General features: G+C 73.0%; 21 protein-coding genes. 6 read left to right on the top strand and 15 right to left on the bottom strand.

Features of this window, described 5'->3' with window-relative positions; translation table 11 throughout:
• Positions 1 to 132: 132 nt before the first annotated feature.
• From OG982_RS22580 to rimP, 3 genes are all read right to left on the bottom strand, one after another.
• Positions 133 to 420: a YlxR family protein gene (locus OG982_RS22580; protein ID WP_266783958.1), complete on the bottom strand. Its 288-nt coding sequence runs from the start codon at positions 418 to 420 to the stop codon at positions 133 to 135.
• A 145-nt stretch (positions 421 to 565) separates the two neighbouring features.
• On the bottom strand, positions 566 to 1,576 hold the full coding sequence (gene nusA / locus OG982_RS22575) for a transcription termination factor NusA (RefSeq protein WP_266783960.1): 1,011 nt from the start codon (positions 1,574 to 1,576) through the stop codon (positions 566 to 568).
• A 2-nt stretch (positions 1,577 to 1,578) separates the two neighbouring features.
• Positions 1,579 to 2,091, bottom strand: a complete 513-nt coding sequence (gene rimP / locus OG982_RS22570) for a ribosome maturation factor RimP (protein WP_266783962.1) — start codon at positions 2,089 to 2,091, stop codon at positions 1,579 to 1,581.
• A gap of 125 nt (positions 2,092 to 2,216) precedes the next feature.
• On the opposite strand from rimP, the gene OG982_RS22565 reads away from it, so the two are divergent.
• From OG982_RS22565 to OG982_RS22550, 4 genes are read left to right on the top strand one after another with little or no spacing between them, the layout of a single operon-like run.
• Positions 2,217 to 2,828, top strand: a complete 612-nt coding sequence (locus OG982_RS22565; RefSeq protein WP_266783964.1) for a hypothetical protein — start codon at positions 2,217 to 2,219, stop codon at positions 2,826 to 2,828.
• A complete protein-coding gene (locus tag OG982_RS22560) occupies positions 2,825 to 3,283 on the top strand; it encodes a ferritin-like domain-containing protein (protein ID WP_266783966.1) in 459 nt (152 codons plus the stop codon). Before OG982_RS22565 ends, OG982_RS22560 begins: the two co-directional genes overlap by 4 nt.
• Positions 3,284 to 3,299: 16 nt before the next feature.
• Entirely contained in the window at positions 3,300 to 4,202 is a 903-nt protein-coding gene (locus tag OG982_RS22555; RefSeq protein WP_266783968.1) for an aminoglycoside phosphotransferase family protein, read from the top strand.
• Between the two features lie 42 nt (positions 4,203 to 4,244).
• Positions 4,245 to 5,357 carry a slipin family protein gene (locus tag OG982_RS22550; protein WP_266949179.1) on the top strand — a complete coding sequence of 371 codons (1,113 nt, stop codon included), beginning with the start codon at positions 4,245 to 4,247 and terminating at the stop codon, positions 5,355 to 5,357.
• Positions 5,358 to 5,430: 73 nt separating this feature from the next.
• Here OG982_RS22550 and OG982_RS22545 read toward each other — a convergent pair whose 3' ends face one another.
• The 11 genes from OG982_RS22545 to OG982_RS22495 form a co-directional block, all read right to left on the bottom strand.
• Positions 5,431 to 7,128 carry a proline--tRNA ligase gene (locus OG982_RS22545; RefSeq protein ID WP_266783972.1) on the bottom strand — a complete coding sequence of 566 codons (1,698 nt, stop codon included), beginning with the start codon at positions 7,126 to 7,128 and terminating at the stop codon, positions 5,431 to 5,433.
• Positions 7,129 to 7,172: 44 nt separating this feature from the next.
• Entirely contained in the window at positions 7,173 to 7,742 is a 570-nt protein-coding gene (locus tag OG982_RS22540; RefSeq protein WP_266783974.1) for a GNAT family N-acetyltransferase, read from the bottom strand.
• 113 nt (positions 7,743 to 7,855) lie between these two features.
• On the bottom strand, positions 7,856 to 8,701 hold the full coding sequence (locus OG982_RS22535) for a GNAT family N-acetyltransferase (RefSeq protein WP_266949178.1): 846 nt from the start codon (positions 8,699 to 8,701) through the stop codon (positions 7,856 to 7,858).
• A gap of 146 nt (positions 8,702 to 8,847) precedes the next feature.
• The gene (ispG, locus tag OG982_RS22530; RefSeq protein ID WP_266783978.1) at positions 8,848 to 10,005 is read right to left on the bottom strand and encodes a flavodoxin-dependent (E)-4-hydroxy-3-methylbut-2-enyl-diphosphate synthase; all 1,158 of its coding nucleotides are present in this window, start codon (positions 10,003 to 10,005) and stop codon (positions 8,848 to 8,850) included.
• Positions 10,006 to 10,191: 186 nt separating this feature from the next.
• The gene (locus OG982_RS22525; protein ID WP_266783980.1) at positions 10,192 to 11,493 is read right to left on the bottom strand and encodes an RIP metalloprotease; all 1,302 of its coding nucleotides are present in this window, start codon (positions 11,491 to 11,493) and stop codon (positions 10,192 to 10,194) included.
• A complete protein-coding gene (gene dxr / locus OG982_RS22520; protein WP_266783982.1) occupies positions 11,490 to 12,743 on the bottom strand; it encodes a 1-deoxy-D-xylulose-5-phosphate reductoisomerase in 1,254 nt (417 codons plus the stop codon). The genes OG982_RS22525 and dxr overlap by 4 nt, the downstream gene beginning before the upstream one ends.
• Before the next feature lie 21 nt (positions 12,744 to 12,764).
• Complete coding sequence (locus OG982_RS22515; protein WP_266783984.1) at positions 12,765 to 14,120, bottom strand: hypothetical protein; 1,356 nt, start codon at positions 14,118 to 14,120, stop codon at positions 12,765 to 12,767.
• Between the two features lie 73 nt (positions 14,121 to 14,193).
• Entirely contained in the window at positions 14,194 to 16,137 is a 1,944-nt protein-coding gene (locus OG982_RS22510; protein WP_266783986.1) for an acyl-CoA dehydrogenase family protein, read from the bottom strand.
• Positions 16,138 to 16,290: 153 nt separating this feature from the next.
• Positions 16,291 to 17,736, bottom strand: a complete 1,446-nt coding sequence (locus OG982_RS22505) for an aldehyde dehydrogenase family protein (RefSeq protein WP_266783988.1) — start codon at positions 17,734 to 17,736, stop codon at positions 16,291 to 16,293.
• A 286-nt stretch (positions 17,737 to 18,022) separates the two neighbouring features.
• Complete coding sequence (locus OG982_RS22500; protein ID WP_266783990.1) at positions 18,023 to 19,603, bottom strand: PucR family transcriptional regulator; 1,581 nt, start codon at positions 19,601 to 19,603, stop codon at positions 18,023 to 18,025.
• Between the two features lie 206 nt (positions 19,604 to 19,809).
• On the bottom strand, positions 19,810 to 22,158 hold the full coding sequence (locus OG982_RS22495; RefSeq protein ID WP_266949176.1) for an ATP/GTP-binding protein: 2,349 nt from the start codon (positions 22,156 to 22,158) through the stop codon (positions 19,810 to 19,812).
• Between the two features lie 239 nt (positions 22,159 to 22,397).
• Between OG982_RS22495 and gabT the strand changes: the two genes are divergently transcribed.
• Positions 22,398 to 23,732, top strand: a complete 1,335-nt coding sequence (gene gabT / locus OG982_RS22490; RefSeq protein ID WP_266783994.1) for a 4-aminobutyrate--2-oxoglutarate transaminase — start codon at positions 22,398 to 22,400, stop codon at positions 23,730 to 23,732.
• A 133-nt stretch (positions 23,733 to 23,865) separates the two neighbouring features.
• Complete coding sequence (locus OG982_RS22485; protein ID WP_266783996.1) at positions 23,866 to 24,687, top strand: phosphatase PAP2 family protein; 822 nt, start codon at positions 23,866 to 23,868, stop codon at positions 24,685 to 24,687.
• On the opposite strand, the gene OG982_RS22480 is transcribed toward OG982_RS22485, so the two are convergent.
• Positions 24,672 to 26,432, bottom strand: coding sequence for a chitinase (locus tag OG982_RS22480; RefSeq protein ID WP_266949961.1), 1,761 nt, complete (start codon positions 26,430 to 26,432; stop codon positions 24,672 to 24,674). The genes OG982_RS22485 and OG982_RS22480 overlap by 16 nt on opposite strands.
• Between the last annotated feature and the right edge of the window lie 116 nt (positions 26,433 to 26,548).

Here is a 26,548-nt window from a genome sequence, read left to right as displayed (position 1 = left end):
CCGGGTTACGCCGGACCGTCGCTACTTCATGGGCGTACTCATCGCGTACTCATCGAGTGCTCATCGCAATCTCGACCTACTTCCAACTCGCGAGGTACCTGACCGCACGGGGTATCCGTGCCGTACTACTTCTTACGGTGTCGCCCCGGCCTCACCGGCCAGGGCTTTGCGCAGTTCCGTCGTGTCGAGCGCTCCGGCGGACCGAAGGGCCCGGGGGAACGCTCTGCGGCGGACCGCCTGGTCGAGGCAGACCGCGGCGGGGTGCACGTAGGCACCCCGGCCGGGCAGCGTACCGCGTGGATCGGGGACGCATTCGTCCTCGATCGCCACGATGCGCAGCAGATCGCTCTTGGCCGCTCGCTCCCGACACCCCACACAGGTGCGTTCGGGGCATGCGCGGGCTTGCGTCCGGCCAGACACGCCTAAGTCTACCTCCCCGCACCGACCTCACCCCTTCGGGCGAAAAATCGAACGGACGTTGTCGTGATCCTTGCGGGACCAGATGGAAGGGATCCCGGCCTGCGGGATCCCTGTCTACCGGCCGGGAACACCGGCCGGTAGTGGTTTATTCCCCGGCGCGGGCCCGGTCGGCGTCGGGCGACACCTCGGTGTCCGGGCGGATGTCGATGCGCCAGCCGGTGAGGCGCGCGGCGAGGCGGGCGTTCTGGCCCTCCTTGCCGATGGCCAGCGACAGCTGGTAGTCGGGGACGGTCACCCGTGCGGAGCGGGTGTCCCAGTCGACGACCTCGACCTTGCTCACCCGGGCGGGTGACAGGGCGTTGGCGACCATCTCCGCCGGGTCGTCCGACCAGTCGACGATGTCGATCTTCTCGCCGTGCAGCTCGGCCATCACGTTGCGCACGCGGGCGCCCATCGGGCCGATGCAGGCGCCCTTCGGGTTGAGGCCCGCGCGGGTGGACCGTACGGCGATCTTGGTGCGGTGACCGGCCTCACGGGCGATCGCGCAGATCTCGACGCTGCCGTCGGCGATCTCCGGGACCTCCAGGGCGAACAGCTTCTTCACCAGGTTGGGGTGGGTCCGCGACAGGGTCACGGACGGACCGCGGACACCCTTCGCCACCCGCACGACGTACGTCTTCAGACGCAGACCGTGCGTGTACTCCTCGCCGGGGACCTGCTCCTGCACGGGCAGGATGGCCTCCAGCTTGCCGATGTCGACGAGGACGTTCTTGGGGTCCTTGCCCTGCTGGACGACACCGGTGATGACGTCGCCCTCACGGCCGGCGAACTCACCGAACGTCAGGTCGTCCTCGGCGTCGCGCAGACGCTGCAGGATCACCTGCTTGGCGGTCGTCGCGGCGATCCGGCCGAAGTCCGACGGGGTGTCGTCGAACTCCTTGGGCTCCTGCCCCTCTTCGAGGTCCTTCGGGTCTTCCGTCGCCCATACGACCACGTGACCGTTGGTGCGGTCGAGCACGACGCGGGCACGCCGGAAGCTGCCCTCGGTGCGGTGGTACGCGATGAGGAGGGCCGACTCGATCGCCTCGACGAGCAGGTCGAAGGAGATCTCCTTCTCCCGGACCAGACCCCGCAGGGCACTCATGTCGATGTCCACGGCTACGCCTCCTCTTCCTTCTTGTCCTTGCGGTTGAACTCGATCTCGACACGCGCCTTGGCGATGTCGGTGAACGCGATGCGGCGGGCGGTCGCCTTGCGGCCCTTCACGCCCGGAACTTCGAGGTCCATGCCCTCGTCGTCGACGTCGAGGATGCGGGCGACCAGTTCCCCGGCACCCTTCGCGTCCTCGGCGGTCAGCTGGAACTTCACGAGGCGGCCGATGGCACGGACGTAGTGGCGGTGCTCGGTCAGCGGGCGGTCGGCGCCCGGGGAGCTCACTTCGAGGACGTACTCGTCCTCGCCCATCACGTCGGATTCATCGAGCTTGTCGGAGATCTCGCGACTCAGCTCGGCACAGGTGTCCAGCTCCACGCCCTCGTCGGAGTCCACGATGATCCGCAGCATCCGGCGCTTGCCCGCCTTGGACGTCTCGATCTCTTCGAGGTCCAGGCCCTTGGCGGCGACGAGCGGCTCCAGCAGTCCGCGCAGCCTGTCGCTCTGGGTGGTGCTCATCCGGGTGACTCCTCGGCCGCGTGTGCTGTTGTGGTTTCCGTCGTGTGTCAGGTCAAAGGGTATCCGGTCGCGGAGGGTGTTGCCGTCCGCACTCCGCGGGGGGCCCCGGGTACCGTGATCACACCTTGTCCCGCCATCACCCCGAGGACGTCGCCGTGCCCTGGACCCAGCCCCCCCGGCCCTCGCGAAGGAGGCTGCTCGCCGGCGCCGCCGGTGTGGCCGGTGCCACGCTGCTCGGAGGGTGCTCCGGCGGCGGCCCGTCGGACGCGGACACCGGCATTCCACTCGAACGGCGGATGCGCGAGGCCGCCGTCCGTGACAGTGAGCGACTGCTGGAACGCTACGACGCGACGGTCGCCGCCCACCCCGGCCTGGCGGGGCGGCTGGGTCCGCTGCGCGGGGCGGTGGCGGCGCACGGCGAGGCGCTGGCGCTCGCGGGGCCCTCGGGCACGAAGCCGTCCCCCTCCTCCTCGCCCTCGCCGGCCCGGTCCGGCTCGGCGTCTTCCACGTCGTCGACGTCGGCCAGTGGGGCGGCCGCGCCCGGCGCGGAGCCCGTTCCCGCGAAGCCCGCCGAGGCCCTGGCCGCCCTCGCCGATGCGGAGCGGTCCCTGTCGGAGGCCCGGACGATGGCCCTGGCCGGGGCTCCCGGGGAGCTGGCGCGGATGCTGGCCTCGGTGGCGGCGTGCGGCGCCGTCCACGCGTACCTGCTGACCTCGACCCCGGGAGCCACGTCGTGAAGCCCGAACCCTCCCCCGCCGGCCGGGCCCTGGAGGCGGCGCAGTCCGCGCTCGCGGCCGAGCACGCGGCCGCGTACGGCTACGGCGTGATCGGCGCCCGGAGCGGCGGGGCACGCGCGAGCGAGGCCCGCGAGGCGTACGGCGCCCATGTCGCGCGGCGCGACGCGCTCACCCGGACGGTGCGCGAGCTGGGCGGTGCGCCGCGGCCGGCGGAGGCCGCGTACGCCCTGCCGTTCGAGGTGCGCGGCCCGGCCGACGCCCGGCGGCTCGCCGCCGAGATCGAGGACCGGGTGGCCGGCGCGTACTCCGATCTGGTGCGGGCGGCGGAGGGCGGATTGCGCCGGGAGGCGGCCGACGCACTGACCGCCGCGGCCGTGCGCGCGGCACGCTGGCGCGGTGTCGGCGTAGCCTTCCCTGGGCTCACGGAACGCTCCGAAGGAGCCCGGACCAGCTGAAAGGGACCACGCACGCATGGCTTTCGAACCGCCGCAGCGGCTTGTACGGGCGCTCGGCGAGACGCCGGAATCGGCGCAGGACGCGGACTGGCTGGGGCAGTTGCCCGAGCTCACCGGGGCGGCGCTGGCCCGGCGTGGGGTGCTGGCCCAGCGGGTGCAGGCGCCGGGGGGCCGGAGCAGTCTGCTCGTCCTCGTCCGGTACGCCGACGGGACCCCCGCCGCGCTGAAGCTGGCTCCTCCGTCCGCGCGCCCGGACCGGGAGCTGGCCGCGCTGGCGCACTGGGGCGGGTTCGGGGCCGTCCGGGTCCTGGACACCCGCCACCACGCGGACGACGGGGCGCTGCTGCTGGAGCGGCTGCACCCGGAGGTGTCGCTGCGGTCGCTGCCGGAGGCGAAGGCGCTGCTGGAGGCGTGCGGGACGCTGCGCAGGCTGTGGGTGGCGCCGGGTGACGCGCACGACTGGGAGACGGTGGCCGAGCGGACGAAGGCGCAGTCCGAGGCGCTGCGGTCGGCTCCGGCGGAGGTCGGGGCGCTGGCCGGGGCGGCTCTGGAGGCGCGGGAGGAGCTGACGGCGGTCCCGGGCGAGGAGCTGTTGCTGCACGGGAACTTCCGGCAGGGCAAGGTACTGGCGGGCGAGCGGGCGCCGTGGCTGACAGTGGGCCCGGACCCGCTGGTCGGCGAGCGGGCGTACGACCTGGCGCGGCTGGTCCGGGACCGGCTGGAGGACCAGGTCGCCTCCTCCGCGGGCGCGGCGGGGGCACGGCGGCGGGTGAACAAGCTGGCGGACTCGCTGGAGGTGGACCGGGACCGGCTGCGGGGCTGGACGCTGTTCCGGGCGGTGGAGTCCGGCAACCGGGCGCTGGCCGCGGGGCGGCGCCGGGACGCGGAGCTGCTGCTGGAGTTCGCGGCCTGGTTGTAGGGCATACCGTAGGTAGGAACGTATGTCCGGCAGGGGGCCGTCATGGTCGAAGAACTGCTGGCCGCGGGGATCGCCGCGGGAGTGGGAGCCGTCGTCTACCTGGGCGCCGCCGCCAGGGTGGTCAAGCAGTACGAACGGGGCGTGGTGTTCCGCCTCGGCCGCCTGCGGCCCGGGATCCGGGGGCCGGGGTTCACCACGATCGTGCCGTTCGTGGACCGGCTGAAGAAGGTGAACCTGCAGATCGTGACGATGCCGGTGCCGGCGCAGGAGGGCATCACGCGGGACAACGTCACGGTGCGGGTGGACGCGGTCGTGTACTTCAAGGTCGTGGACGCGGCGAACGCGATCATCGCGGTGGAGGACTACCGGTTCGCGGTGTCGCAGATGGCGCAGACGTCGCTGCGGTCGATCATCGGAAAGTCGGACCTGGACGATCTCCTGTCGAACCGGGAGATGCTGAACCAGGGGCTGGAGCTGATGATCGACAGCCCGGCGGTGGGGTGGGGCGTGCAGATCGACCGGGTCGAGATCAAGGACGTCTCGCTGCCGGAGACCATGAAGCGCTCGATGGCCCGCCAGGCGGAGGCGGACCGGGAGCGCCGCGCCCGGGTCATCAACGCGGACGCGGAGCTCCAGGCGTCGAAGAAGCTGGCCGAGGCGGCGGAGGTCATGTCGGACCAGCCGGCCGCGCTGCAGCTGCGGCTGTTGCAGACGGTGGTGGCGGTGGCCGCGGAGAAGAACTCCACCCTGGTCCTGCCGTTCCCGGTGGAACTCCTCCGCTTCCTCGAACGCGCGACGCCGTCGGACGCCGCGGGAGCCGCAGGAGCTCAAGGCACCCCGGGAGCACAGGGGCCCGCGGGAGCGCAGGGGCTCGCGGGAGCACCGGGGCCCGCGGGAGCACCGGGGCCCGCGGGAGCACAGGGCATCCCGGGAGCACAAGGCCCCGCGGGAGCACCGGGCACCCCGGTGCTGGGCGCCGGCCGGGGAGCGGGCGCCGCCCCGCCGCCGAACACCCCGGGCGCCGCCTCGACACCGGGGTCCGCGCCGCCCGCGCCGGCCGTGCCCGACCCGGAGTCCCCGAGCCTTCCGACCGTGAACGGGTCGCCCCAGGCACTCCCGGCCCAGGAGCCCGCCCCTGACACCCCGTCCGCCTGACACCCCGTCCGCCTGACGGCGCACCAGCCGCGTCCGGCCGTACCGCAGGGGACCAGCGGCCCACCCCCTGCGATCAGGTCAGCCGGGCGAGCGCCTCGTCCAGGGTGAGTTCCTCGCGGGTGCCCGTCGGGCGGTGCTGGAGTTCGACGACCCCGTCGCCCGAGCGGCGGCCCGCGACCAGGATCCACGGGACGCCGATCAGCTCCGCGTCCGTCAGCTTCACGCCGGGCGACAGCCCGGGGCGGTCGTCCAGCAGGACCCGCCGCCCGGAAGACGCCAGCGCATCGGCCGCCCGCTCCGCGAGCGCGAGGGGAACGGCCTTGCCCGCCGCCACCACGTGGACGTCGGCCGGGGCCACTTCCGCCGGCCAGCAGAGGCCCCGCTCGTCCGCCGTCTGTTCGGCCAGCGCGGCCACCGCCCGCGAGACGCCGATGCCGTACGAGCCCATCGTGACCCGGACCGGCTTGCCCTCCCGGCCCAGCACGTCCAGCCCGAACGCGTCCGCGTACTTGCGCCCCAGCTGGAAGATGTGACCGATCTCGATGGCCCGGTCCAGACGGAGCCCGGCCCCGCAGGAGGGGCAGGGGTCGCCCGCCTCGACCACGACCACGTCCAGGTAGCGGTCCACCTCGAAGTCCCGCCCGCACACCACGTTCCGGGCGTGCGTGTCCGCCTTGTTGGCGCCGGTCACCCATGAAGTGCCGGGCGCCACACGGGGGTCGGCCAGGTAGCGCACCTTCTCCAGGCCCTGCGGGCCCACGTACCCGCGTACCAGATCGGGCCGCTCGACGAAGTCCTCCGCCGTCACCAACTCCACGACCGCCGGGGCGAGATGCTCGCCCAGCTTGCCGAGGTCCACCTCCCGGTCCCCCGGTACGCCGACGGCCACGATCTCGCCGTCGACCTTCACGAGGAGGTTCTTCAGCGTCGCCGACGCCGGCACGCCCAGGTGCGCGGCGAGGGTCTCGATCGTCGGGGTGTCGGGGGTCGGGATCTCTTCCAGCGCCGGGTGCCCGCCGCCCTCGACGGGGGTCAGCGCGAACGTCACCGCCTCCGTGTTCGCCGCGTAGTCACAGGAGGGGCAGTCCACGAAGGTGTCCTCGCCCGCCTCCGCGGGCGCCAGGAACTCCTCCGACGCCGAGCCGCCCATCGCCCCCGAGACCGCCGACACGATCCGGTGGTCCAGCCCGAGGCGTTCGAAGATCCGCCGGTACGCGGCCCGGTGCAGCGCGTAGGACTGCGCGAGGCCCTCGTCGGAGACGTCGAAGGAGTACGAGTCCTTCATCTGGAACTCGCGGCCCCGCAGCACGCCCGACCTCGGCCGCGCCTCGTCCCGGTACTTGGTCTGGATCTGGTAGAGCATGACCGGCAGGTCCTTGTAGGACGTGCACTGGTCCTTCACCACCAGGGTGAAGATCTCCTCGTGCGTCGGGCCGAGCAGGTAGTCGGCGCCCTTGCGGTCCTTGAGCCGGAACAGCAGGTCCCCGTACTCCGACCAGCGCCCGCTGACCTCGTACGGCTCCTTCGGCAGCAGCGCGGGCAGCAGCACCTCCTGCGCCCCGATCGCGTCCATCTCCTCCCGGACGACGCGCGAGACGTTGTCCAGGACCCGCTTGCCGAGCGGCAGCCAGGTCCACACGCCGGCGGAGCTGCGGCGGACGTAGCCGGCGCGGACCAGCAGCTTGTGGCTCAGGGTCTCGGCGTCCGCCGGGTCCTCGCGGAGCGTCTTGGCCATGAGGCGGGACATGCGCTGTACGTGTTGCGTTGCCATGCCGGGAGGCTACCGGGAGCGCCCGCCGGCCCCGAAACGGGATTTCAGGGCCTCGGCAGCGGCAGCGGGGCGCCCATCACGGCGTACGGGAGGCTCGCGCTCGGGAAGTGCACCCGGCGGGCGAGGTCCGTGTAGCCGAGCGCCCGGTAGAGCGAGCGCGCCGGGCTGTCGGTGTCGATGGCGGACAGGATCGAGCGGCGCTCGTCGGCGCTGTCGGTGATCCGGGTGATGAGGGTGCGGCCGACGCCGTGGCCCTGGAAGCCGGGGTGGACGTGCAGTTCGGTGATCACGAAGGAGCCGTCGAGCCAGTCGTCGTGGCCGCCGGCCCGCAGGTACGGCTCGACGATCGTGGACCACCAGTGCGTACGGTCGTTCGGCATCCCGTACACGAAGGCGGCGAGCGCGCCGTCGTCGGTGAACGCGCCGAGCGCGCGGGCTCCGGAGCAGGTCATGTGGCGCTGCACGATGTAGCGCCGGATGCCGACCTCCTCCTCGCTGAGCCCGAAGGCGACGGCCTGGACGCGCAGCGCCTCGTCCACCCGGGCGGCGAGATCGAGCGGGCCGATGCGGAGTCCGGCGGGCCGGTCGGGGTCGAGCCCGGGCGTAGGCAGCATGCGGCGACCTTACTTCGCGGCCCCGGCGGGCCGGTATGGCGACGGGGTCCGGTGGCGGGCATTCCGGCCGCCCGGTCCGGGCCTCGGCGGCGGGCCGGCGGGCCGGCGCGGCGTCAGAACAGGACGCTCATGAACTCGCCGACCTCGCGGAAGCCGACCCGCCGGTAGGCCGCCCGCGCGGCGGTGTTGAAGTCGTTGACATAGAGGCTGACCACCGGCGCCACGTCGCGCAGCGCGTACTCGACGACGGCGGCCATGCCGCTCTCGGAGTGGCCGCGGCCGCGGAACTCGGGGGCCACCCAGACGCCCTGGATCTGGCAGGCGCGGGAAGTCGCGGCGCCGATCTCCGCCTTGAAAACGACCTTGCCGTCCTCGACCCGGGCGAAGGAGCGGCCGGCGGCGACGAGCTCGGCGACCCGGGCCTGGTAGAGCAGCCCGCCGTCGCCGGCCATCGGCGAGATGCCGACCTCCTCGGTGAACATGGCCACGCAGGCGGGCATGATCAGGTCCATCTCGTCCTTGCGGATCCGGCGGACCAGCGCGTCGGGGCGGACCTCGGCGGACGGCTGCTCGGTGACCATGAGCGGCTGGTGGGAGCGGATGTCGCGGGCGGGGCCCCAGGTGGGCTCCAGGAGCTGCCACAGCAGCCGGGTGGCGGCGGAGGGGCCGACGATGGAGGAGCAGCGGCGGCCGGTGCGGCGGGCCCGGTCGGCGAAGGCGCGCACGGCGTCGGGTCCGGCGCAGACGGGGACGAGGTTGGCGCCCGCGTAGCAGAGGGAGCGCAGCTCGCCGTCGGCGTACCAGCCCCACATCTCGCCGCCCAGGCGCCACGGGTCGAGCCCGGCGACCTGGACCCGGGAGGTGACGAACGCGTTCTCGACCGGCTCGCGTCCGAGGATGGCGAGCGCGGCGTCGAGATCACTGGGTTCAAGGACCCGGGTGGTGGTCTGCGTCAACACTGGGGGCCTCACCGTACAAGTCTGCTGATCTCCGCACTGTACCCGGCGTCGCCTTCGGATGCCGTCTCTCGCAGGTCACGAAAAAGCCCCGGCCCCGCCCGCGAGCTGCGGGAACGGGGCCGGGGCCGGAAGGTGCGGGGCGGCCGTCAGACGCCGATGGCCACGGTCGGCTCGCCGGAGGGGATGCCGTCCTTCTCCATCTGCTCGGCGATCTTCATCGCCTCTTCGATGAGGGTCTCCACGATCTTCGACTCCGGGACGGTCTTGATGACCTCGCCCTTCACGAAGATCTGGCCCTTGCCGTTGCCGGAGGCGACGCCGAGGTCGGCCTCGCGGGCCTCGCCCGGGCCGTTGACGACGCAGCCCATGACGGCGACGCGCAGCGGGACCTCCATGCCCTCCAGGCCCGCCGTGACCTCCTCGGCCAGCTTGTAGACGTCGACCTGGGCGCGGCCGCAGGACGGGCAGGAGACGATCTCCAGGCGGCGCGGCTTGAGGTTCAGGGACTCCAGGATCTGGATGCCGACCTTGACCTCCTCGGCCGGCGGGGCCGAGAGGGAGACGCGGATGGTGTCGCCGATGCCCTCGGAGAGCAGCGCGCCGAAGGCGACGGCGGACTTGATGGTGCCCTGGAAGGCGGGGCCGGCCTCGGTGACGCCGAGGTGCAGCGGGTAGTCGCAGGCGGCGGCGAGCTGGCGGTAGGCGTTGACCATCACGACGGGGTCGTTGTGCTTGACCGAGATCTTGATGTCGGAGAAGCCGTGCTCCTCGAAGAGGGACGCCTCCCACAGCGCGGACTCGACGAGCGCCTCGGGGGTGGCCTTGCCGTACTTCTTCAGCAGGCGGGCGTCGAGGGAGCCCGCGTTGACGCCGATCCGGATCGGGGTGCCCGCGTCCTTGGCGGCGCGCGCGATCTCCTTGACCTTGTCGTCGAACTGCTTGATGTTGCCCGGGTTCACGCGGACGGCGGCGCAGCCGGCGTCGATGGCGGCGAAGACGTACTTGGGCTGGAAGTGGATGTCGGCGATGACCGGGATCTGCGACTTCTTCGCGATGACGGCGAGGGCGTCGGCGTCGTCCTGCGTGGGGCAGGCCACGCGGACGATGTTGCAGCCGGACGCGGTCAGCTCGGCGATCTGCTGGAGCGTCGCGCCGATGTCGGACGTGCGGGTGGTGGTCATCGACTGCACCGAGATGGGCGCGTCGCCACCGACGGCCACGGAACCGACCTGGATCTTGCGGCTGACGCGTCGGTCGGCAAGCTTCGTCGGCACGGACGGCATTCCGAGAGAGATGGCAGTCATCTGCTGTGCAACCCCAAGGTGTGGATCAAGGTCCCGAGATCGGCGGGCTCCAGGCTTCGAGATTACGCCAATGACCGCGTGCTCCTCGCATCCGAGGGGCCCCGCCACCCGAACGTAGGGAGCCGGGCACGAAGCGTGCCCGGCTCCCGTACGCGCGGTGATACGAGCGCGCCGCGCGGGACCCGCCTAGGTGATCTTGATGGGGTTCACCACGTCCGCCACGAGCACCAGCAGCGTGAAGCAGACGAACACGCCGGCCACCACGTACGCGGCGGGCATCAGCTTCGCCACGTCGAACGGGCCGGGGTCGGCACGGCGGAAGATCCGGGCCACGTGCCGTCGCAGCGACTCCCACAGGGCGCCGGCGATGTGCCCGCCGTCGAGCGGCAGCAGGGGCAGCATGTTGAACAGGAAGAGCGACAGGTTGAACATGCCGAGGACGTTCAGCAGGATCGACATCCGCTGTTCGCTGGGCAGGTCGAGGGCGGCGATGTCGCCGCTGATGCGGGCCGCGCCGACGATGCCCATCGGGGAGTCGGGCTCGCGCTCGGCCCCGCTGAAGGCGGCGTTCCACAGGGCGGGGATCTTGGCGGGCAGGTTGACCAGGCTCTGGACGCTGCCCTCGACGATCTCCCCCATGTGGTCCACGGACTCGCCGAAGGTGAGGGCGGCGATCTCGGTCTTGGGGCTGAAGCCGAGCCAGCCAGCCGTCACGTACTCGCCCTTGACGTAGCCGCCGCGGCCGTCGCTCTTGGCGACCCGGTTCTCGACCAGGTCCACCGGGACCTCGATCCGCCCGCCGTCGCGCACGATGGTGACGGTGGTGGAGCCGACGGTGTCGCGGATCTGCTTCTGCAGCGCGGTCCAGTCGGCGACCTTCTTGCCGCCGACGGCGACGATCCGGTCGTTCGCCCTCAGCCCGGCCTTCTTGGCCGGGGCGACCGGGTCGCCGGCCTTGCACTCCTCGCGCTTCTCGCTCTGCTGGATGACGCAGGGCGTGACGCCGGCGATCTCGTTGGTGTTCCGGCTGATCCCGAAGGTCATCCAGACGCCGAAGAAGATCGCCAGGGCGAGCACCAGGTTCATGAAGGGGCCCGCGAACATCACGATCACGCGCTTCCAGGGCTTGCGCGTGTAGAAGAGCCGCGACTCGTCGCCCGGCTGGAGCTCCTCGTAGGCCGCCGAACGAGCGTCCTCGATCATGGAGCGGAAGGGCGAGGTGGAGCGGGCGGTGACCTTCCCGTCCTCGCCGGGCGGGAACATCCCGATCATGCGGATGTAGCCGCCCATGGGGATGGCCTTGATCCCGTACTCGGTGTCGCCCTTCTTCCGCGACCAGATGGTCCGGCCGAATCCGACCATGTACTGGGGCACGCGGATGCCGAAGAGCTTGGCCGTGGAGAGGTGGCCGAGCTCGTGCCAGGCGATGGAGAACAGCAGCCCGACGACGAAGACGAGCACTCCCAGCAAGGTCAGCAGTAGGGTCATGCGCTCGCCTCCACGGCGGCCCGGGCCGCCATCTCTTGTGCCCGGGCCCTGGCCCAGGTCTCCGCTTCGAGGACGTCCGCGACGGTGAGGGAAGTTCCCGCGTCCGGTGTCCCGTGCTCATCGACCACGGCAGAGACCGTATCCATGATTGCTGTGAACGGCAGCCGACCGGCGAGGAAGGCTTCGACACACTCCTCGTTCGCCGCATTGAACACGGCGGGCGCGGTGCCGCCCAGGGTGCCGACGTGCCGGGCCAGGCCGACCGACGGGAAGGCCTCGGTGTCCAGCGGGAAGAACTCCCAGGTCGAGGCCTTGGTCCAGTCGAAGGCGGGGGCCGCGTCCGGGATCCGCTCGGGCCAGCCCAGGCCGATCGCGATGGGGCCGCGCATGTCCGGCGGAGTGGCCTGGGCGAGCGTGGAGCCGTCCGTGAACTCCACCATCGAGTGCACGTAGGACTGCGGGTGCACGACGACCTCGATGCGGTCGAAGGGGATGTCGTAGAGCAGGTGCGCCTCGATGACCTCCAGGCCCTTGTTGACCAGGGTCGCGGAGTTGATGGTGATCACCGGGCCCATGGCCCAGGTGGGGTGTGCGAGGGCGTCCTTGACGGTCACTCCGGCCAGCTCGGCGCGGGTGCGGCCGCGGAAGGGCCCGCCGGAGGCGGTGACCACGAGCTTGCGCACGTCGGCCCGGGTGCCGGCGGCGAGCGCCTGGAACAGGGCCGCGTGCTCGGAGTCGACCGGGATGATCTGGCCGGGCTTCGCCAGCGCCTTGACCAGCGGGCCGCCGACGATCAGCGACTCCTTGTTGGCCAGGGCCAGGGTCCGGCCGGCCCGCAGCGCGGCGAGGGTGGGCGCGAGACCGATGGAGCCGGTGATGCCGTTGAGGACGGTGTGGCACGGGGAGGCGGCCAGCTCGGTCGCCGCGTCGGGACCGGCGAGGATCTCCGGCAGCGGCTCGCCGGCCCCGTACTGGGCGCTCAGCGCCTCCTTCAGGGCCGGTACGACGTCCTCCCGGGCGACGGCCACGGTGTTCACCCGCAGCAGCCGGGCCTGCTCGGCCAGCAGCCCGACGCGCCCGCCGGCGGCGGACAGCGCGGTGACCCGGAAGCGGTCCGGGTTGCGCAGGGCGAGATCGATGGCCTGGGTCCCGATGGACCCGGTCGACCCGAGGATGACGATGTCCCGGCGGCCGGCCGCGGCGTCGAAGAGGAGGTGCGGGTCGGCGAGGGGGGCTGGACTGTCGCTCATGCCCCCCATTGTTGCCGCAACTCACGGACGCGTTGACACGGAGTCCCCGTCGGTGACGCGCAGGAGGAGGTGGGGCAGCGTTCCGGCGAAGTCGGGGAGCGTCCGGGCCACCCGCCACCAGGCTTCCGGGTCCTCGCCGAGGGCCAGGGCGAACAGCCGGTCCGCCTCGGCGCGGGCGGCGAGCACGGCCTGCGGCCGGTCGTGGTGGTCGGGGTGGTCCACGTCGCCGAGCCAGTGGTCCTCGTCCAGGGCCCAGCAGGCGGGCAGCTTGTGCCGGACCACGTCGGCGCCGGTGAGCAGGCCCCGGTCCAGGCAGTCCCGTACCCAGCGGATGTCCTCCTCGACGGTCTCCATCGGGACGGCGAGGCTGGCCAGGGCGAGTTCCCGCTCCACGCCCCCGGTCGCCGGCTCGGCGGCGGTGGGCGCCAGCTGCCGCACGGCCCGGACCAGCGCCTCGTCCGGCGCCGCCGGGCCGGCCGGCCCGGACGGGCCTCCCGCGAGGACGGCGGCCACCAGCTCGGGCAGCGGCCCGGGGAAGCCGGGGGCGTGCCGCAGCAGCTCCGACCACAGCCGGGGGTCGTCCCCCAGCGGGGCCAGCGCCCGGGTCACGGCCGTCCGCATCCCGGCCTGCTCGGGCAGCGTCCAGCGCAGGCCGGGGTAGGCCGGGAGGTGGCCGAGGAGCAGCGTGCGGCGGGCGGGCGCGACGCAGCCGACGAGTTCCTCGTGGGTGAGCCGGCCCATCCGGACGGCGCGGACGGCGGGCCGGTGCCAGGAGCGGCCGTCCGGGGCGGTGCCGGCATCGGCGACGGCATCTGCGACGGGGGCGGCGAGCAGCGCGCGGACGGTGTGCGCGGGCAGGTCCGCGACGAGCAGCAGGGCTTCGGCGGAGCCGTCCGGCAGCGGCCGGCGGGCGTGCTCGGAGGCCGGCAGCTCCGGGTCGAGGTCGTACGGGAGCCGCAGGATGTCGAGGGCGACCCGCGGCCGGCGTATGCCGTGCCGGCGCAGCAGGCCGATCAGCTCCGTGCCGGTGAGGGGGCCGTCGGCGGGGTCCCGGCCCAGCTCGGCCCGTAGGACGGGCAGCAGCTCGGGCGGGGTCCGGCGGCGGGCGTACCGGGCGGGGCCGGGCAGGCCGGGCAGCGGCCGCCCGACGACGCGCGGGTTGCGGGCGATGAAGTGGCGGTCCGCCTCGCTGCCGTGGCGCAGCAGCAGGGTGACGGCCGAGGCGGGGAGCCACTCGTCGCGGGTGAGGTACTTGCGGGTCGGCCAGTCGAGCCGGCCGAGGAGGGCCAGCGCGATGTGGTCCGGTGCGTGGCGCAGCACTTGCGCCACGCACCAGGCCAGCCGCCGGCTGTTGCGGTCTTCCACGGCCGTCGACATCGCTGCCCGCCTTGCCTTCGTACCCGTACGGCTACCCGTACGTCCGTCCGACTGATACTTCGATGATCTCAGGTCAGCGCAGGGGGCGGTGTACGTTTTTGTGCGTAGAGGGGCCGGGGGTGGCGTCCGCGATCCAGGGGCCGTCGCCGGACGGGTCGAGGACCCCTTCCTCCAGCCAGGTGTAGGTGCCGGACATGACGCCCGCGACGACCTTGCGGTCGAGGTCGTCGGTGTTGGACCAGAGCCGGCCGAAGAGCTCCTCGACGCGGATCCGGGACTGCCGGCAGAAGGCGTCGGCCAGCTGGTAGGCCTCGCGGCCGTGGTCGCCGCTCGCGCGCAGGTGCTCGGCGCGCACGCAGGCGGCACTCATCGCGAACAGCTCGGCCCCGATGTCCACGACGCGGCCGAGGAAGCCCTGCTTGGTCTCCATGCGGCCCTGCCAGCGCGACATGGCGTAGAAGGTGGACCGGGCGAGTTTGCGGGCGCTGCGCTCGACGTAGCGCAGGTGAGTGGCGAGGTCGGGGTGTCCGGCCGGGTGGAAGGCCCGGTACGTGCCGGGGACCTGGCCGGGTCCGGTGGCGAGCTTGGGCAGCCAGCGGGCGTAGAACCCGGCGGCGCGGGCGCCCGCCTTGGCCTTGTCGCCGAGGTCCTTGTCGGGGTCGATGAGGTCGCCGGCGACGGACAGGTGGGCGTCGACGGCCTCGCGGGCGATCAGCAGGTGCATGATCTCCGTCGAGCCCTCGAAGATCCGGTTGATGCGCAGGTCGCGCAGCATCTGCTCGGCGGGCACGGCCCGCTCGCCGCGGGCGGCCAGCGACTCGGCGGTCTCGAAGCCGCGCCCGCCCCGGATCTGGACGAGCTCGTCGGCCATCAGGCAGGCCATCTCGGAGCCGTAGAGCTTGGCGAGGGCGGCCTCGATGCGGATGTCGTTGCGGTCCTCGTCGGCCATCTGGGAGGCGAGGTCGACGACCGCTTCGAGGGCGAAGGTGGTGGCGGCGATGAAGGAGATCTTGGCGCCGACGGCCTCGTGGCGGGCGACCGGGCGCCCCCACTGCTCGCGTACGCCGGACCACTCGCGGGCGATCTTCAGGCACCACTTCCCGGCGCCGACGCACATGGCGGGCAGCGACAGCCGGCCCGTGTTGAGCGTGGTCAGGGCGATCTTGAGGCCGGCTCCCTCGGCGCCGATCCGCTGGGCGGCGGGGACCCGGACGCGGTGGAAGCGGGTGACGCCGTTCTCCAGGCCGCGCAGGCCCATGAAGGCGTTGCGGTGCTCGACGGTGATCCCCGGCGAGTCGGCCTCGACGACGAAGGCGGTGATCCCGCCGCGGTGGTTCTCGCTCTTGGGCACCCGGGCCATCACCACCAGCAGGTCGGCGACGACCCCGTTGGTGGTCCACAGCTTCACGCCGTCGAGGATGTACGCGTCCTCGCCGCCCTCCGTGTCCGGGACGGCGGTCGTCGCCAGCCGCGCCGGGTCTGAGCCGACGTCGGGCTCGGTGAGGAGGAAGGCGCTGATCGCGGTGGTCGCGCAGCGCGGCAGGTAGGCGTCCTTCTGCTCCTGCGTGCCGAACATCTTCAGCGGCTGGGGCACGCCGATCGACTGGTGGGCGGAGAGCAGCGCCCCGATGGCGGGGCTGACCGAGCCGACCAGGGCGAGGGCCTTGTTGTAGTAGACCTGGGTGAGGCCGAGCCCCCCGTACTTGGGGTCGATCTTCATCCCGAGGGCGCCGAGCTCCTTGAGCCCGCGCACGGTCTCGTCGGGGATCCGCGCCTCGCGCTCGATGCGGGCGCCGTCGATCTCGCTCTCGCAGAACTCCCGCAGTCGGGCCAGGAAGGCCTCGCCGCGCCGGACGTCCTCGTCGGCGGGCAGCGGGTGGGGGTGGATCAGGTCGAGCCGGAACCGCCCGAGGAACAGTTCCTTGGCGAAACTGGGTTTACGCCAGTCCTGTTCCCGGGCCGCTTCCGCGACCTGCCGTGCCTCGCGCTCGGTCACCTTGGGCTGTGTTGCGGACATGCGGGGACTCACCTCGCCGCCGGAGTCGGTGGTACCGGCCTACTGGCCGGTGCTACCTGTGAGTCGTACCCGCTTCGGGCCGCCGGGAAAAGGGGGACGGCCGGAGCCCCCGCACAGTAGGCTCCGGCCGTCGGCTTTTTGGCCGTACGAGGATCAGATGTCGAGGCCGGTCAGGACCAGGACTCGCTCGTACGTGTAGTCGTCCATCGCGTAGCGGACACCCTCGCGGCCCACGCCGGACTGCTTGGCGCCGCCGTACGGCATCTGGTCGGCGCGGTAGGACGGCGCGTCGCCGATGATCACACCGCCGACTTCGAGCTCGCGGTGGGCGCGGAACGCCGTCTGGACGTTGCGGGTGAAGACGCCGGTCTGGAGGCCGAACTTCGAGTCGTTGACGGCGGCGAAGGCCTCGTCGGTGTTCTCGACCTTCGTCAGGGTCAGGACCGGGCCGAAGACCTCCTCGGTGGCCAGCTTGACGCCCGCCGGGACGTCGGCGAGGACGGTCGGCTCGAACGTGGCGCCGTCGCGCTTGCCGCCGGTGAGCAGCTTCGCGCCGGCGGACACGGCCTCCTCGACCCAGGCCTCGACGCGCTTGGCGGCGTCCTCGGAGACCAGCGGGCCGACGTCGGTGGCCGAGTCGGACGGGTCGCCGGTGACCTGCGCCTGGACGCCCGCGACGACCTTCTCGACGAGGCGGTCGTAGACGGAGGCGTCGGCGATCACGCGCTGCACGGAGATGCAGGACTGGCCGGCCTGGTAGTTCGAGAAGGTCGCGATACGGGTCGCGGCCCAGTCGAGGTCGGCCTCGGAGGACCAGTCGTCCAGGACGACGGCGGCGGCGTTGCCACCGAGCTCCAGGGTGCAGTGCTTGTGGGGCACCGACTGCTGGATGGCGTAGCCGACGGTGTCGGAACCGGTGAAGGAGATGACGGGCAGGCGCTCGTCCTTCACCAGGGCCGGCATCTTGTCGTTGGCGACCGTCAGGACGGACCAGGAGCCGGCCGGGAGGTCGGTCTCGGCGAGCAGCTCGCCCAGGATCAGGCCGGAGAGCGGCGTGGCCGGGGCGGGCTTGAGGATGATCGGCGCGCCGACGGCGATGGCCGGGGCCACCTTGTGGGCGCACAGGTTCAGCGGGAAGTTGAACGGCGCGATGCCGAGGACCGGGCCCTTGACGAAGCGGCGGGTCAGGGCCAGGCGGCCGACGCCACCGGCGTCGGTGTCGAGGCGCTGGGCGTCTCCGCCGTTGAAGCGGCGGGCCTCTTCGGCGGCGAAACGGAACACGGACACCGCACGGCCGACCTCACCGCGGGCCCACTTGACGGGCTTGCCGTTCTCGGCGGAGATCAGCTGGGCGATCTCCTCGGTGCGCTCGGCGAGCCGCTTGGACACGTGGTCCAGGGCGGCGGCCCGTACGTGCGCGGGCGTCGCGGAGAACTCCGCCGTCACGGCGTGCGCGGCGGCCACGGCCTCTTCGACCTGGGCGTCGGTGGGCACGCTGACGGTGCCGACCAGCCGGCCGTCCCACGGGTTGTGGACGTCGAAGCTGGACTCGCCGGTGGCCTGGCGGCCGGCCAGCCAGAAGGCGTGGGTGGAAGTCATGCGAATCCCGGCCCTTCGGAGTTCGTGCGGTGGGTCGTTGTCCCCACCACGGTAGGACTCCGTCGCGGATTCGGTGATTGTCCGGCATGGAGTATGCGGAGCTCCCCCCGCGCCGCTTTGTCACTGTCGCTCGGCGGACCCGGGCCCTCAGGCGCGCGGGGTCCGGGGCGGAGCCCCGGTTTCGGGGCGGGACGGGGGAGCTCCGCCCGGCACGGGGTCCGGGGGGGAGCCCCGGATTCGGGTCGGGTCGGGTCGGGGGGAGGCTCCGCGCGGCGGGGCGCTGTGGCTACGCCGCAGGCGGGCTGGCCTTGAGGGCGAGCCACAGCTCCATCCGGACGTCCGGGTCGTCCAGGGACCGCCCCAGGATCTCCTCCACCCGCCGCATCCGGTACCGCAGCGTGTGCCGGTGCACACCGAGATCGGCCGCCGCCGCGTCCCACTGCCCGTGCCGCGACAGCCACGCCTGCAACGAGGCCACCAGATCCCCGCGCCCGGTCGCGTCGTGGTCCCGCAGGGCCCGCAGCGTGCCGTCCGCGAAGGCCCGCACCGCGTCGTCCGCGAGCAGCGGAAGCACCGACCCCGTCGCCAGGTCCTCGTGCTCCACGAGCGCCCGCCCCCGCCGCCGTGCCACCGAAAGGGCCTGGTCGGCCTGTTTGAACGCGGCCGCCACCCCGCTCGGCCCCGCGGCCGCGGACAGCCCCACCACCAGCTCGTCCGGCTCCGGCCCGGTGGACTCCCGCCCGCGCCGCGACTCCAGCGCCTCCGCGTGGTCCGCGCACGCCTGCACGGCGGAGCCCCCGTCGGCGGCCAGTACGGCCAGTCGCCCCGGCTCCGGCACCACCAGCAGCGCCTCCCCGGTGCGGGCCGCCGCCGACTCCACCGCGTCGGCCAGCAGCGCCAGCCCCGCCGGCTGCGCGGTCCCCGGCAGCGCCGGCTCGGCCACGATGATCCGGAACGGGGCCTCCAGCAGGGCCCCGTACAGGTCCCCCGCGACGGCCCGCGCGTGCTCCGCCTCCCCGGCCAGCAGCATCCGCAGCACCGCCGCGCCCAGCCGGGACTCGGCGTCGTGCAGGGACCGCGACCGTTCGGTGGTCAGCGTCAGCAGCGCGACCGCGGAGTGCACCGCGTACCGCTCGGCGGTGCCCAGCGGGGCGCCCGTACCCACCGCCAGGGCCCCGCGCGCCCGCCGCCCGGTGCCCAGCGACTGGAGCTCGACGCGGTCCTCCGAGCCTCCGACCACCGCGCTCGCGGGCGCGGGCCGCTCCCGCAGCCGTTCCACGTCCGGGGTCAGCCGGGCGGCCCGGCGCGCGGCCCAGTCCGGGGCGGCCGCGACGACCGCGCCCGAGGTGTCGTACAGGGCCGCCCAGCCGTGCACGTGCGCGGCCAGTTTCGCCAGCAGCTCGGCGGGGCCGTCGGCGGAGAGCGCGGCCCGGGTCAGCTCCCGCTGCGCCTCGAAGCCGGCGGTGACGGCGCGGTACTGGTCGGCCGCCAGCGCCGCCGAGACGGCCTTGCTGATCGCGAGGAACGGGGTCCGGCGCGGTACCTCCAGCAGCGGCAGGTCCTCCGCCCGCGCGGCCTCGACCAGCGCCTCGGGGACGGCCTCGTAGTTGACGCCGACGGCGAAGCCGATCCCGACGACCCCGGCCGCGGCCAGGCGGCGTACGTAGCGCCGCATCTCCTCGGGGTCGTCCGCGTCCAGCTTCATCGCGGTGATCAGGAGCAGCTCGCCGCCCTCCATGTACGGGACGGGGTCGGCGAGCTCGCTGACGTGGGCCCAGCGCACGGGGGTGTCGAGGCGGTCCTCCCCCGCGCGGACGCTGAGTTTGAGCGCCGAGTGCTGGACGAGCGAGGCGAGGGTGAGCGGCATCGGGTACCAGGGGCCTAACAGGAGGAAGGAGGAGGAGCCAAGGGAAGCGGAGCCGGGCGGGGCGATTTCGCCATGGCGTATGAACGGCTCCCCTCGATTCTGCCACCTCGGCAGGGTCGCCTCATCTGGATCGCCCCGTCCGAATCACCCCGTCCCGATCACCCCGTCCCGATCGCCTCGTCCGGCTCGCCTCGTCCGGATCCGGCTCAGCCCGCCAGGTGGACGAGGAGCGGAGCCGCCCGCTCCCCCCGGACGGTGGTCAGCGAGAGCACCGCGTGCCCCGGCGGCACCGCGTTCGCCAGGTCCGAGGCGGACCAGCGCTCGCGCTCCACCTGCCGTACGGTCACCGCGTCCGTGGTGACGGCCTTGCCGGTGACCAGCTTGCGGAACGCGTGGATGGCCCGGGTCAGCGGCTGGTCGGCGAAGACCGTCCGGCTGGTGACGTCGCGGGTCTCGACCCATTCGGTGCCCCACGCCTCGGCGAACCGCTGCCCGTCCCAGGTGGTCACCCCGGAGAAGACCATCCGGCAGCCGACCGCCCCGAGCAGCGGCGTCCGCAGCGCCTCCGGTACGTCGTCCAGCGTGCGCAGCGTCAGCAGCACACCGGCGTGGACCGAGCGCAGCCGCTGGACCCCGCGCACGGTCTCGGCAGTGAGGGTGCGCGAGGCGTCGTCGAAAGCCAGGAAGGCGAAGAGCGAGCGGTCGGCGCGGGCCGAGGCGGAGGCCGTGAACTGCGCGAGCAGCAGCCGGGCGAGCATCCGGGAGGCGTCGGCGTGGCCCCGCTCGGGGAGGTCGATCCGGACCCGCAGGGGGTGTTCGAGGGAGCGCAGCGAGAAGAGCCGCGACTGGGCGGTGGTGTCGAAGAAGCCGGCGAACGCGGGCCGGTCCAGCAGCGCCACCCGGTCGGCGAGCACCGCGCCGGGGTCGCCGGGGGCGCCGTTCTGGCGTGCGCGGGCGTCGAGCTCGCGGAGCATGGCGGACTGCCCGGCGCCCTCCAGCGCGGCCCGCAGGCCGTCGACGGCCGCGGGCACCCGCTCCAGCAGCTCGCGCAGCTCGGGCACGGCGGGGAAGCGCCCGTGCACGGCGCGGAACGGGCCGAGCAGCTGGGCGAGGGCGGTCGCGGCGCGGCGTACGTCGGTGCCGGGGACGTCCCCGACGAAGGCGTCCGCGAGCAGGGTGGCGGCCTCGTCGGGGTCGGTGGTGCCGCCGTAGAGGTCGAGGTCGTAGACGGAGGCCGGGTCGCCGATCCGGACGACGACGTCGTACGCGGCGTCCGGCCCGAGCTGCGACCCGGCGGCGCCGACGGCGATGACGGCGGCCTGGCCGGCGAGCGCCTGGAGCGCCAGCGACTCGACGACGGGCCGCACGAGCTGGCGGGTCTTCCCGGTCCCGGAGGGCCCGACGGCGAGCAGGGAGGTCCCGAGCACGGCGGGGTCGAGCGCGAGCCGGGTGCCGCGGCGGGCGTACGGGTTGCGGGCGCTGTCGTCCACGGTGCCGAGCAGCACCTGCCGGGCGAGCAGATCGTGCCGCGCGGCCCGCACGGGCAGGTCCCGCGCCCCGGACGGATGCACGCAAGCCCCCGCCCCTCGCTCCCGCACGGCATCGCCGAAGACCCTCGCCCGCGAGGGATCGACCCGCACCCCCTCCCAGGCCCGCCGGATCCGCGCGTAATCCACATCGTTCATCCCCCCGCCCGAAACCTCCGCCGCCAACCGCTCGGCGACGTCCCCCATCCCGGCCGCCCTGACCTGCGGCCACTGTGCGGGGTCGTCCTCGGCCGCTCCGGGGGCGATACGGGTCTGCTGCCGGGCCTGACCGCCACTGGTTACGGACGCGGCGACGGCGGACGGCCGGTACAGGCCGAGCCAGACGAAGGACAGGATGACGATCGCGTAGACGACGGTGTTGGCGTTGTCCACGAGGGACAGGGCGCGCTCGCGCCCGACGCCCTCCACCGGCAGCATGGAATTCGCCAGACTCCGCAGGGGCACCGCGTCGCGCGATACGAGCGCGAGCCCGATCAGGGCGCCGATGGCCGCTACCGCCGCCTGGAGCAGCCGGCCCCGGGCGACGACCAGGCGCCGCCAGGCCAGTCGCCAGTTGCCCAGCCTGCCGAATCCGTAGAGCAGACCGGCGACGACCAGCATTTCGTACACCCGCCGGGCAACATCACCGGCCGTGCCGAGCATCGGGTCCCGGCCCAGGGGCGGCCACCAGTCATTCGGGGTGACCAGCCGGGGAGGGACCCGCCAGTACGGAATGTAGTTGTTGCTCAGCAGCGACCAGACGAGCACACAGGCGAGCAGCGAGATGACGGCGCCGCTGAGCAAGGCGCGCGCGGGGGCGTCTACCGGCTCTTCGTCGGCACGCGGCGTGTGCCCGTACCGCCAGACCCCCGGCTCGGCCGCCGGGCGGTCCGCCCGCAGCCAGTCCGCCAGGCTCGTGGTCTGGCCCGGGGCGTGACGAGGCCTCGGGGGGTGGTCGGGGGGCGCGGACGGCCTCGGTACGCGGCCCTCGCGGGTCGTCCGTCCGTCGTACGTGCCGTCGGTGTCCATGAAACCCCTGCCCCCTACCCGTGCCATGCCCTGCGGCGCTCAATGTAGTTGCCCCGCGCAGCCCACGGGCGCGTACCACGGCACTGTCCACAAGACACACGCCCGCCCACTCCTATGGCCGTCACGGACAAGGACACGCGGACACCACTCCCGAACGGAGCATGCCGTACCCCCTCCCCCGGGCCTAGCCTGCGGACAAAGACACAAGTGCGTCCGAAAACACCCCCCAGGAGCCCTCTATGACCGCTGTCCCGCAGGAGCGCCGCATCGTCACCGCGATCCCCGGCCCCAAGTCGCAGGAGCTGCAGGCCCGCCGTCTCGAGACGGTCGCCGGCGGCGTGGGCTCCGTGCTCCCCGTCTTCACCGCCCGCGCGGGCGGCGGCATCATCGAGGACGTCGACGGCAACCGCCTGATCGACTTCGGCTCCGGCATCGCCGTGACCTCCGTCGGCGCCTCCGCCGAGGCCGTCGTGCGCCGCGCCTCCGCGCAGCTCGCGGACTTCACCCACACCTGCTTCATGGTCACGCCGTACGAGGGCTACGTCGAGGTCTGCGAGGCCCTCGCCGAGCTGACCCCGGGCGACCACGCCAAGAAGTCGGCTCTGTTCAACTCCGGCGCCGAGGCCGTCGAGAACGCGGTCAAGATCGCCCGCGCGTACACCAAGCGCCAGGCGGTCGTCGTCTTCGACCACGGCTACCACGGCCGTACGAACCTGACGATGGCTCTGACCTCGAAGAACATGCCGTACAAGAACGGCTTCGGCCCGTTCGCCCCCGAGGTGTACCGCGTCCCGGTCGCCTACGGCTACCGCTGGCCCACCGGCGCCGAGAACTGCGGCCCCGAGGCCGCCGCCCAGGCGATCGACCAGATCACCAAGCAGATCGGCGCCGACAACGTCGCCGCGATCATCATCGAGCCGGTCCTCGGCGAGGGTGGCTTCATCGAGCCGGCCAAGGGCTTCCTGCCGGAGATCGTGAAGTTCGCCAACGACAACGGCATCGTCTTCGTCGCCGACGAGATCCAGTCCGGCTTCTGCCGCACCGGCCAGTGGTTCGCGTGCGAGGACGAGGGCATCGTCCCCGACCTGATCACCACCGCCAAGGGCATCGCGGGCGGCCTGCCGCTCGCCGCCGTGACGGGCCGCGCCGAGATCATGGACGCCGCGCACGCGGGCGGCCTGGGCGGCACCTACGGCGGCAACCCGGTGGCCTGCGCCGGTGCGCTCGGCTCCATCGAGACCATGAAGGAGCTCGACCTCAACGCCGCGGCGAAGAAGATCGAGTCCCTCATGAAGGCCCGCCTGACGGCCATGCAGGAGAAGTACGACATCATCGGCGACATCCGCGGCCGCGGCGCCATGATCGCGATCGAGCTGGTCAAGGACCCCGCGTCCAAGACCCCGTTCCCGGAGGCGGCCGGCGCGCTCGCCAAGGCCTGCCACGCCGAGGGCCTGCTCGTCCTCACCTGTGGCACCTACGGCAACGTGCTCCGCTTCCTCCCCCCGATCGTCATCGGCGAGGACCTGCTGAACGAGGGCCTGGACATCATCGAGGCCGCGTTCGCGGGCATCTGAGCGAACGCCCGAACACGGTGACCAATCCATACCGCCGGTAACGGTCGGGCACTGTGAAGAAGGTGTGGGGGGCCGATGGCGGGAGCGCGTTCCCGCTGTCGGTCCCCCTTTCGCTGCCGTACGGTTTCTGCAGATGAGTGAGACAGCCCGTTCCCGGGAAACCGGGGACGATCCCGGTACCGGGCTTCCCCAGCGCCGTACCGGGCATGCGTTCGCGCACGCTCCTCACCGATCGGACGGCCGTCCGCCCCAAACCCCCCGGGGCGCGCGGCAACCCGATCCGGGCGGCCGTCCCGGAACCATCCCCCCTGTTCCGGGACGGCCGGCCACTCTCCTCCTCTTCTCCCTGCTGGGCCTCGCCCTGACGACCTGGCAGGTCCTGGTCACGGGCCCGCTGCTCACGCCGGACGAGCACCTCAGCCGCGCCCTCGTCCGCACCGTCCCCGACGCGGTCACCGAACGCCTCGCGGACCTCGGCAACATCCCGGTCGCGCTGCCGGTCCTCGCGCTCGCGATGGCGTACTCCGTGCGGCGCTCCCGCGCCTGGGCCCCGGCCCTGACGGCGGGCCTCGCGATGGCCCTGGTGCCGGCGCTGATCATCCCGCTGAAGGAGTGGACCGCCCGCCCGGGCCCGCTGGAGCCCTGGGCCGCGGGCTACTACCCCTCGGGCCACACGGCCACCGCCGCCGTCGCCTACCTCGGCGCGGCGCTGCTGATCGCCCCGTACACCCGCCGCCCGTGGCCGATGGCCGCCGCCCTCACCCTGACGGCCGCCACGGCCGCCGGCCTGATCGTCCGCGGCTTCCACTGGCCCCTGGACGTCCTGGCCAGCTGCTTCCTCTGCCTCCCCCTGCTGCTGGCCGTCGCGCGGTCCGTACGCCGCGGCGCCGGCCCGCCCGGCCGGTCCGGAGCCGCGCGGGGCCCCGGACCGGAGGACGGTCAGCCGCCGAAGTAGGCGTCGAAGTTCTTCGAGAACTCCCAGGCGCCGAAGCGGTCCCAGTTGATCGACCAGGTCATCAGACCGCGCAGGGCGGGCCAGGTGCCGTGGGTCTGGTAGGTGCCGCAGTCGGTCTTCTTCGTCAGGCAGTCCAGCGCCCTGTTCACCTCGGCGGGCGAGGTGTGGCCGTTGCCGGCGTTCGTCGTGGCCGGGAGGCCGATGGCCACCTGGTCCGGGCGCAGCGCCGGGAAGACGCGGGCGGTGTTGCCCGCGACCGGGAAGCCGGTGAGCAGCATGTCGGTCATGGCTACGTGGAAGTCGGCGCCGCCCATGGAGTGGTACTGGTTGTCGAGGCCCATGATCGGGCCCGAGTTGTAGTCCTGGACGTGGAGCAGGGTGAGGTCGTCGCGCAGGGCGTGGATGACCGGGAGGTACGCGCCGGCGCGCGGGTCCTGGCCGCCCCAGGGACCGGAGCCGTAGTACTGGTAGCCCAGTTGGACGAAGAACGTCTCCGGCGCCATGGTCAGGACGAAGTCCGGGCCGTACTTGGCCTTGAGGGTCTTGACGGCCGAGACGAGGTTGACAATCACCGGGGTGGTCGGCGCGCGGAAGTCGGTGTCGCCGGTCGCGAGGGAAAGGGAGTGGCCCTCGAAGTCGATGTCGAGGCCGTTGAGCCCGTACTCGTCGATGATCTTGCTGACGGAGGAGACGAAGGCGTCGCGGGCGGCCGTGGTGGCGAGCTGTACCTGGCCGTTCTGCCCGCCGATCGAGATCAGGACCTTCTTGCCCGCCGCCTGCTTCGCCTTGATGGCGGCCTTGAACTCGGCCGGGGATTCCACGTTCGGGCATTCGCTCACCGGGCAGAGCGAGAACCGGATGTCGCCGGAGGTCACCGATGTCGGTTCGCCGAAGGCGAGGTTGACGACGTCCCAGGAGGCGGGCACGTCGGCCATCCGGAGGTAGCCGGAGCCGTTGGCGAAGCTCGCGTGCAGGTAGCCGACCAGGGCGTGGGCCGGCAGCCCCGGGTTGCCCGGATCGCCGCCGCTGGTGGTGGTCGCGGAGACGGCGGCGCTCTTGGGTGACTCGCCGGCCGCGTTCACCGCGCTGACCTGGAAGGAGTACGCGGTGGAGGCGGCGAGCCCGGTGACGGTCGCCGAGGTCCCGGTGACGGTCAGGGGCGCGGCGCCGTCGCGGTGGACCTTGTACGAGGTGGCGCCCTGGGACGTCGCCCAGGACAGGTTCACGCTGCTCGCCGTGGCGCCGGACGCCGTGAGGCCGGTGGGGGCGGCCGGCGTCTGGGGCGGGCTCTGGCCGGGGTCCGGGCCGACCACGGAGACGTCGTCGGCGAGGTGCGCGGGCTGGCCGTACCAGCCGTGGGTGTAGACGGTGACCGAGGTGGTGGCCGCGCCGGTACGGAAGGTCGTGCTCAGCAGCTTCCATGCGCCGGGGGTCTGCGTCCAGGTCGACACGTCGGTGGTGCCGGTCCCGCTCGCGCCCAGGTAGACGTACGCCCCCTGCACCCAGGCGCTGAGGGTGTACGTGGAGTCCGGCTTGACGGTGACGCTCTGGCCGCAGCGGGCGTTGTCCTGGCCGGCCGGGGTGGCCTTGAGGGCGGAAGTCCCGCCGTGGACGGGGGCGCTGACGACGGCTCCGCTGCCGCCGGAGCAGCTCCAGCCGTCGAGGCCGGATTCGAAGCCGCCGTTGCGGGCGAGGTCCGCGTCGGCCGCCGCGGCGGGCGGGCCCGCGGCGAGGAAGGCGGCCACCGCGAGGGCGGTGGCCGTGAGGAGGGCCGTGAATCTTCCTGGGGGTCTGCGCACAACTGCCTCCGGTGCATGGGGGATGGAGCCAGGCCGCCGGTGAGGCGACAGCGGCGCCCAAC

Source organism: Streptomyces sp. NBC_01551 (assembly GCF_026339935.1).
GTDB lineage: Bacteria > Actinomycetota > Actinomycetes > Streptomycetales > Streptomycetaceae > Streptomyces.
This window is presented reverse-complemented; position numbering and strand designations above follow the sequence as displayed.

Bases quoted from the DNA above. Each gene is read 5' to 3' on its own strand.
- rimP (WP_266783962.1), bottom strand. From the start codon at position 2,091: ATGAGCACCACCCAGAGCGACAGGCTGCGCGGACTGCTGGAGCCGCTC.
- OG982_RS22555 (WP_266783968.1), top strand. From the start codon at position 3,300: ATGGCTTTCGAACCGCCGCAGCGGCTTGTACGGGCGCTCGGCGAGACG.
- OG982_RS22550 (WP_266949179.1), top strand. From the start codon at position 4,245: ATGGTCGAAGAACTGCTGGCCGCGGGGATCGCCGCGGGAGTGGGAGCC.
- OG982_RS22545 (WP_266783972.1), bottom strand. From the start codon at position 7,128: ATGGCAACGCAACACGTACAGCGCATGTCCCGCCTCATGGCCAAGACG.
- OG982_RS22540 (WP_266783974.1), bottom strand. From the start codon at position 7,742: ATGCTGCCTACGCCCGGGCTCGACCCCGACCGGCCCGCCGGACTCCGC.
- ispG (WP_266783978.1), bottom strand. From the start codon at position 10,005: ATGACTGCCATCTCTCTCGGAATGCCGTCCGTGCCGACGAAGCTTGCC.
- OG982_RS22525 (WP_266783980.1), bottom strand. From the start codon at position 11,493: ATGACCCTACTGCTGACCTTGCTGGGAGTGCTCGTCTTCGTCGTCGGG.
- dxr (WP_266783982.1), bottom strand. From the start codon at position 12,743: ATGAGCGACAGTCCAGCCCCCCTCGCCGACCCGCACCTCCTCTTCGAC.
- OG982_RS22515 (WP_266783984.1), bottom strand. From the start codon at position 14,120: ATGTCGACGGCCGTGGAAGACCGCAACAGCCGGCGGCTGGCCTGGTGC.
- OG982_RS22510 (WP_266783986.1), bottom strand. From the start codon at position 16,137: ATGTCCGCAACACAGCCCAAGGTGACCGAGCGCGAGGCACGGCAGGTC.
- OG982_RS22505 (WP_266783988.1), bottom strand. From the start codon at position 17,736: ATGACTTCCACCCACGCCTTCTGGCTGGCCGGCCGCCAGGCCACCGGC.
- OG982_RS22500 (WP_266783990.1), bottom strand. From the start codon at position 19,603: ATGCCGCTCACCCTCGCCTCGCTCGTCCAGCACTCGGCGCTCAAACTC.
- OG982_RS22495 (WP_266949176.1), bottom strand. From the start codon at position 22,158: ATGGACACCGACGGCACGTACGACGGACGGACGACCCGCGAGGGCCGC.
- gabT (WP_266783994.1), top strand. From the start codon at position 22,398: ATGACCGCTGTCCCGCAGGAGCGCCGCATCGTCACCGCGATCCCCGGC.
- OG982_RS22485 (WP_266783996.1), top strand. From the start codon at position 23,866: ATGAGTGAGACAGCCCGTTCCCGGGAAACCGGGGACGATCCCGGTACC.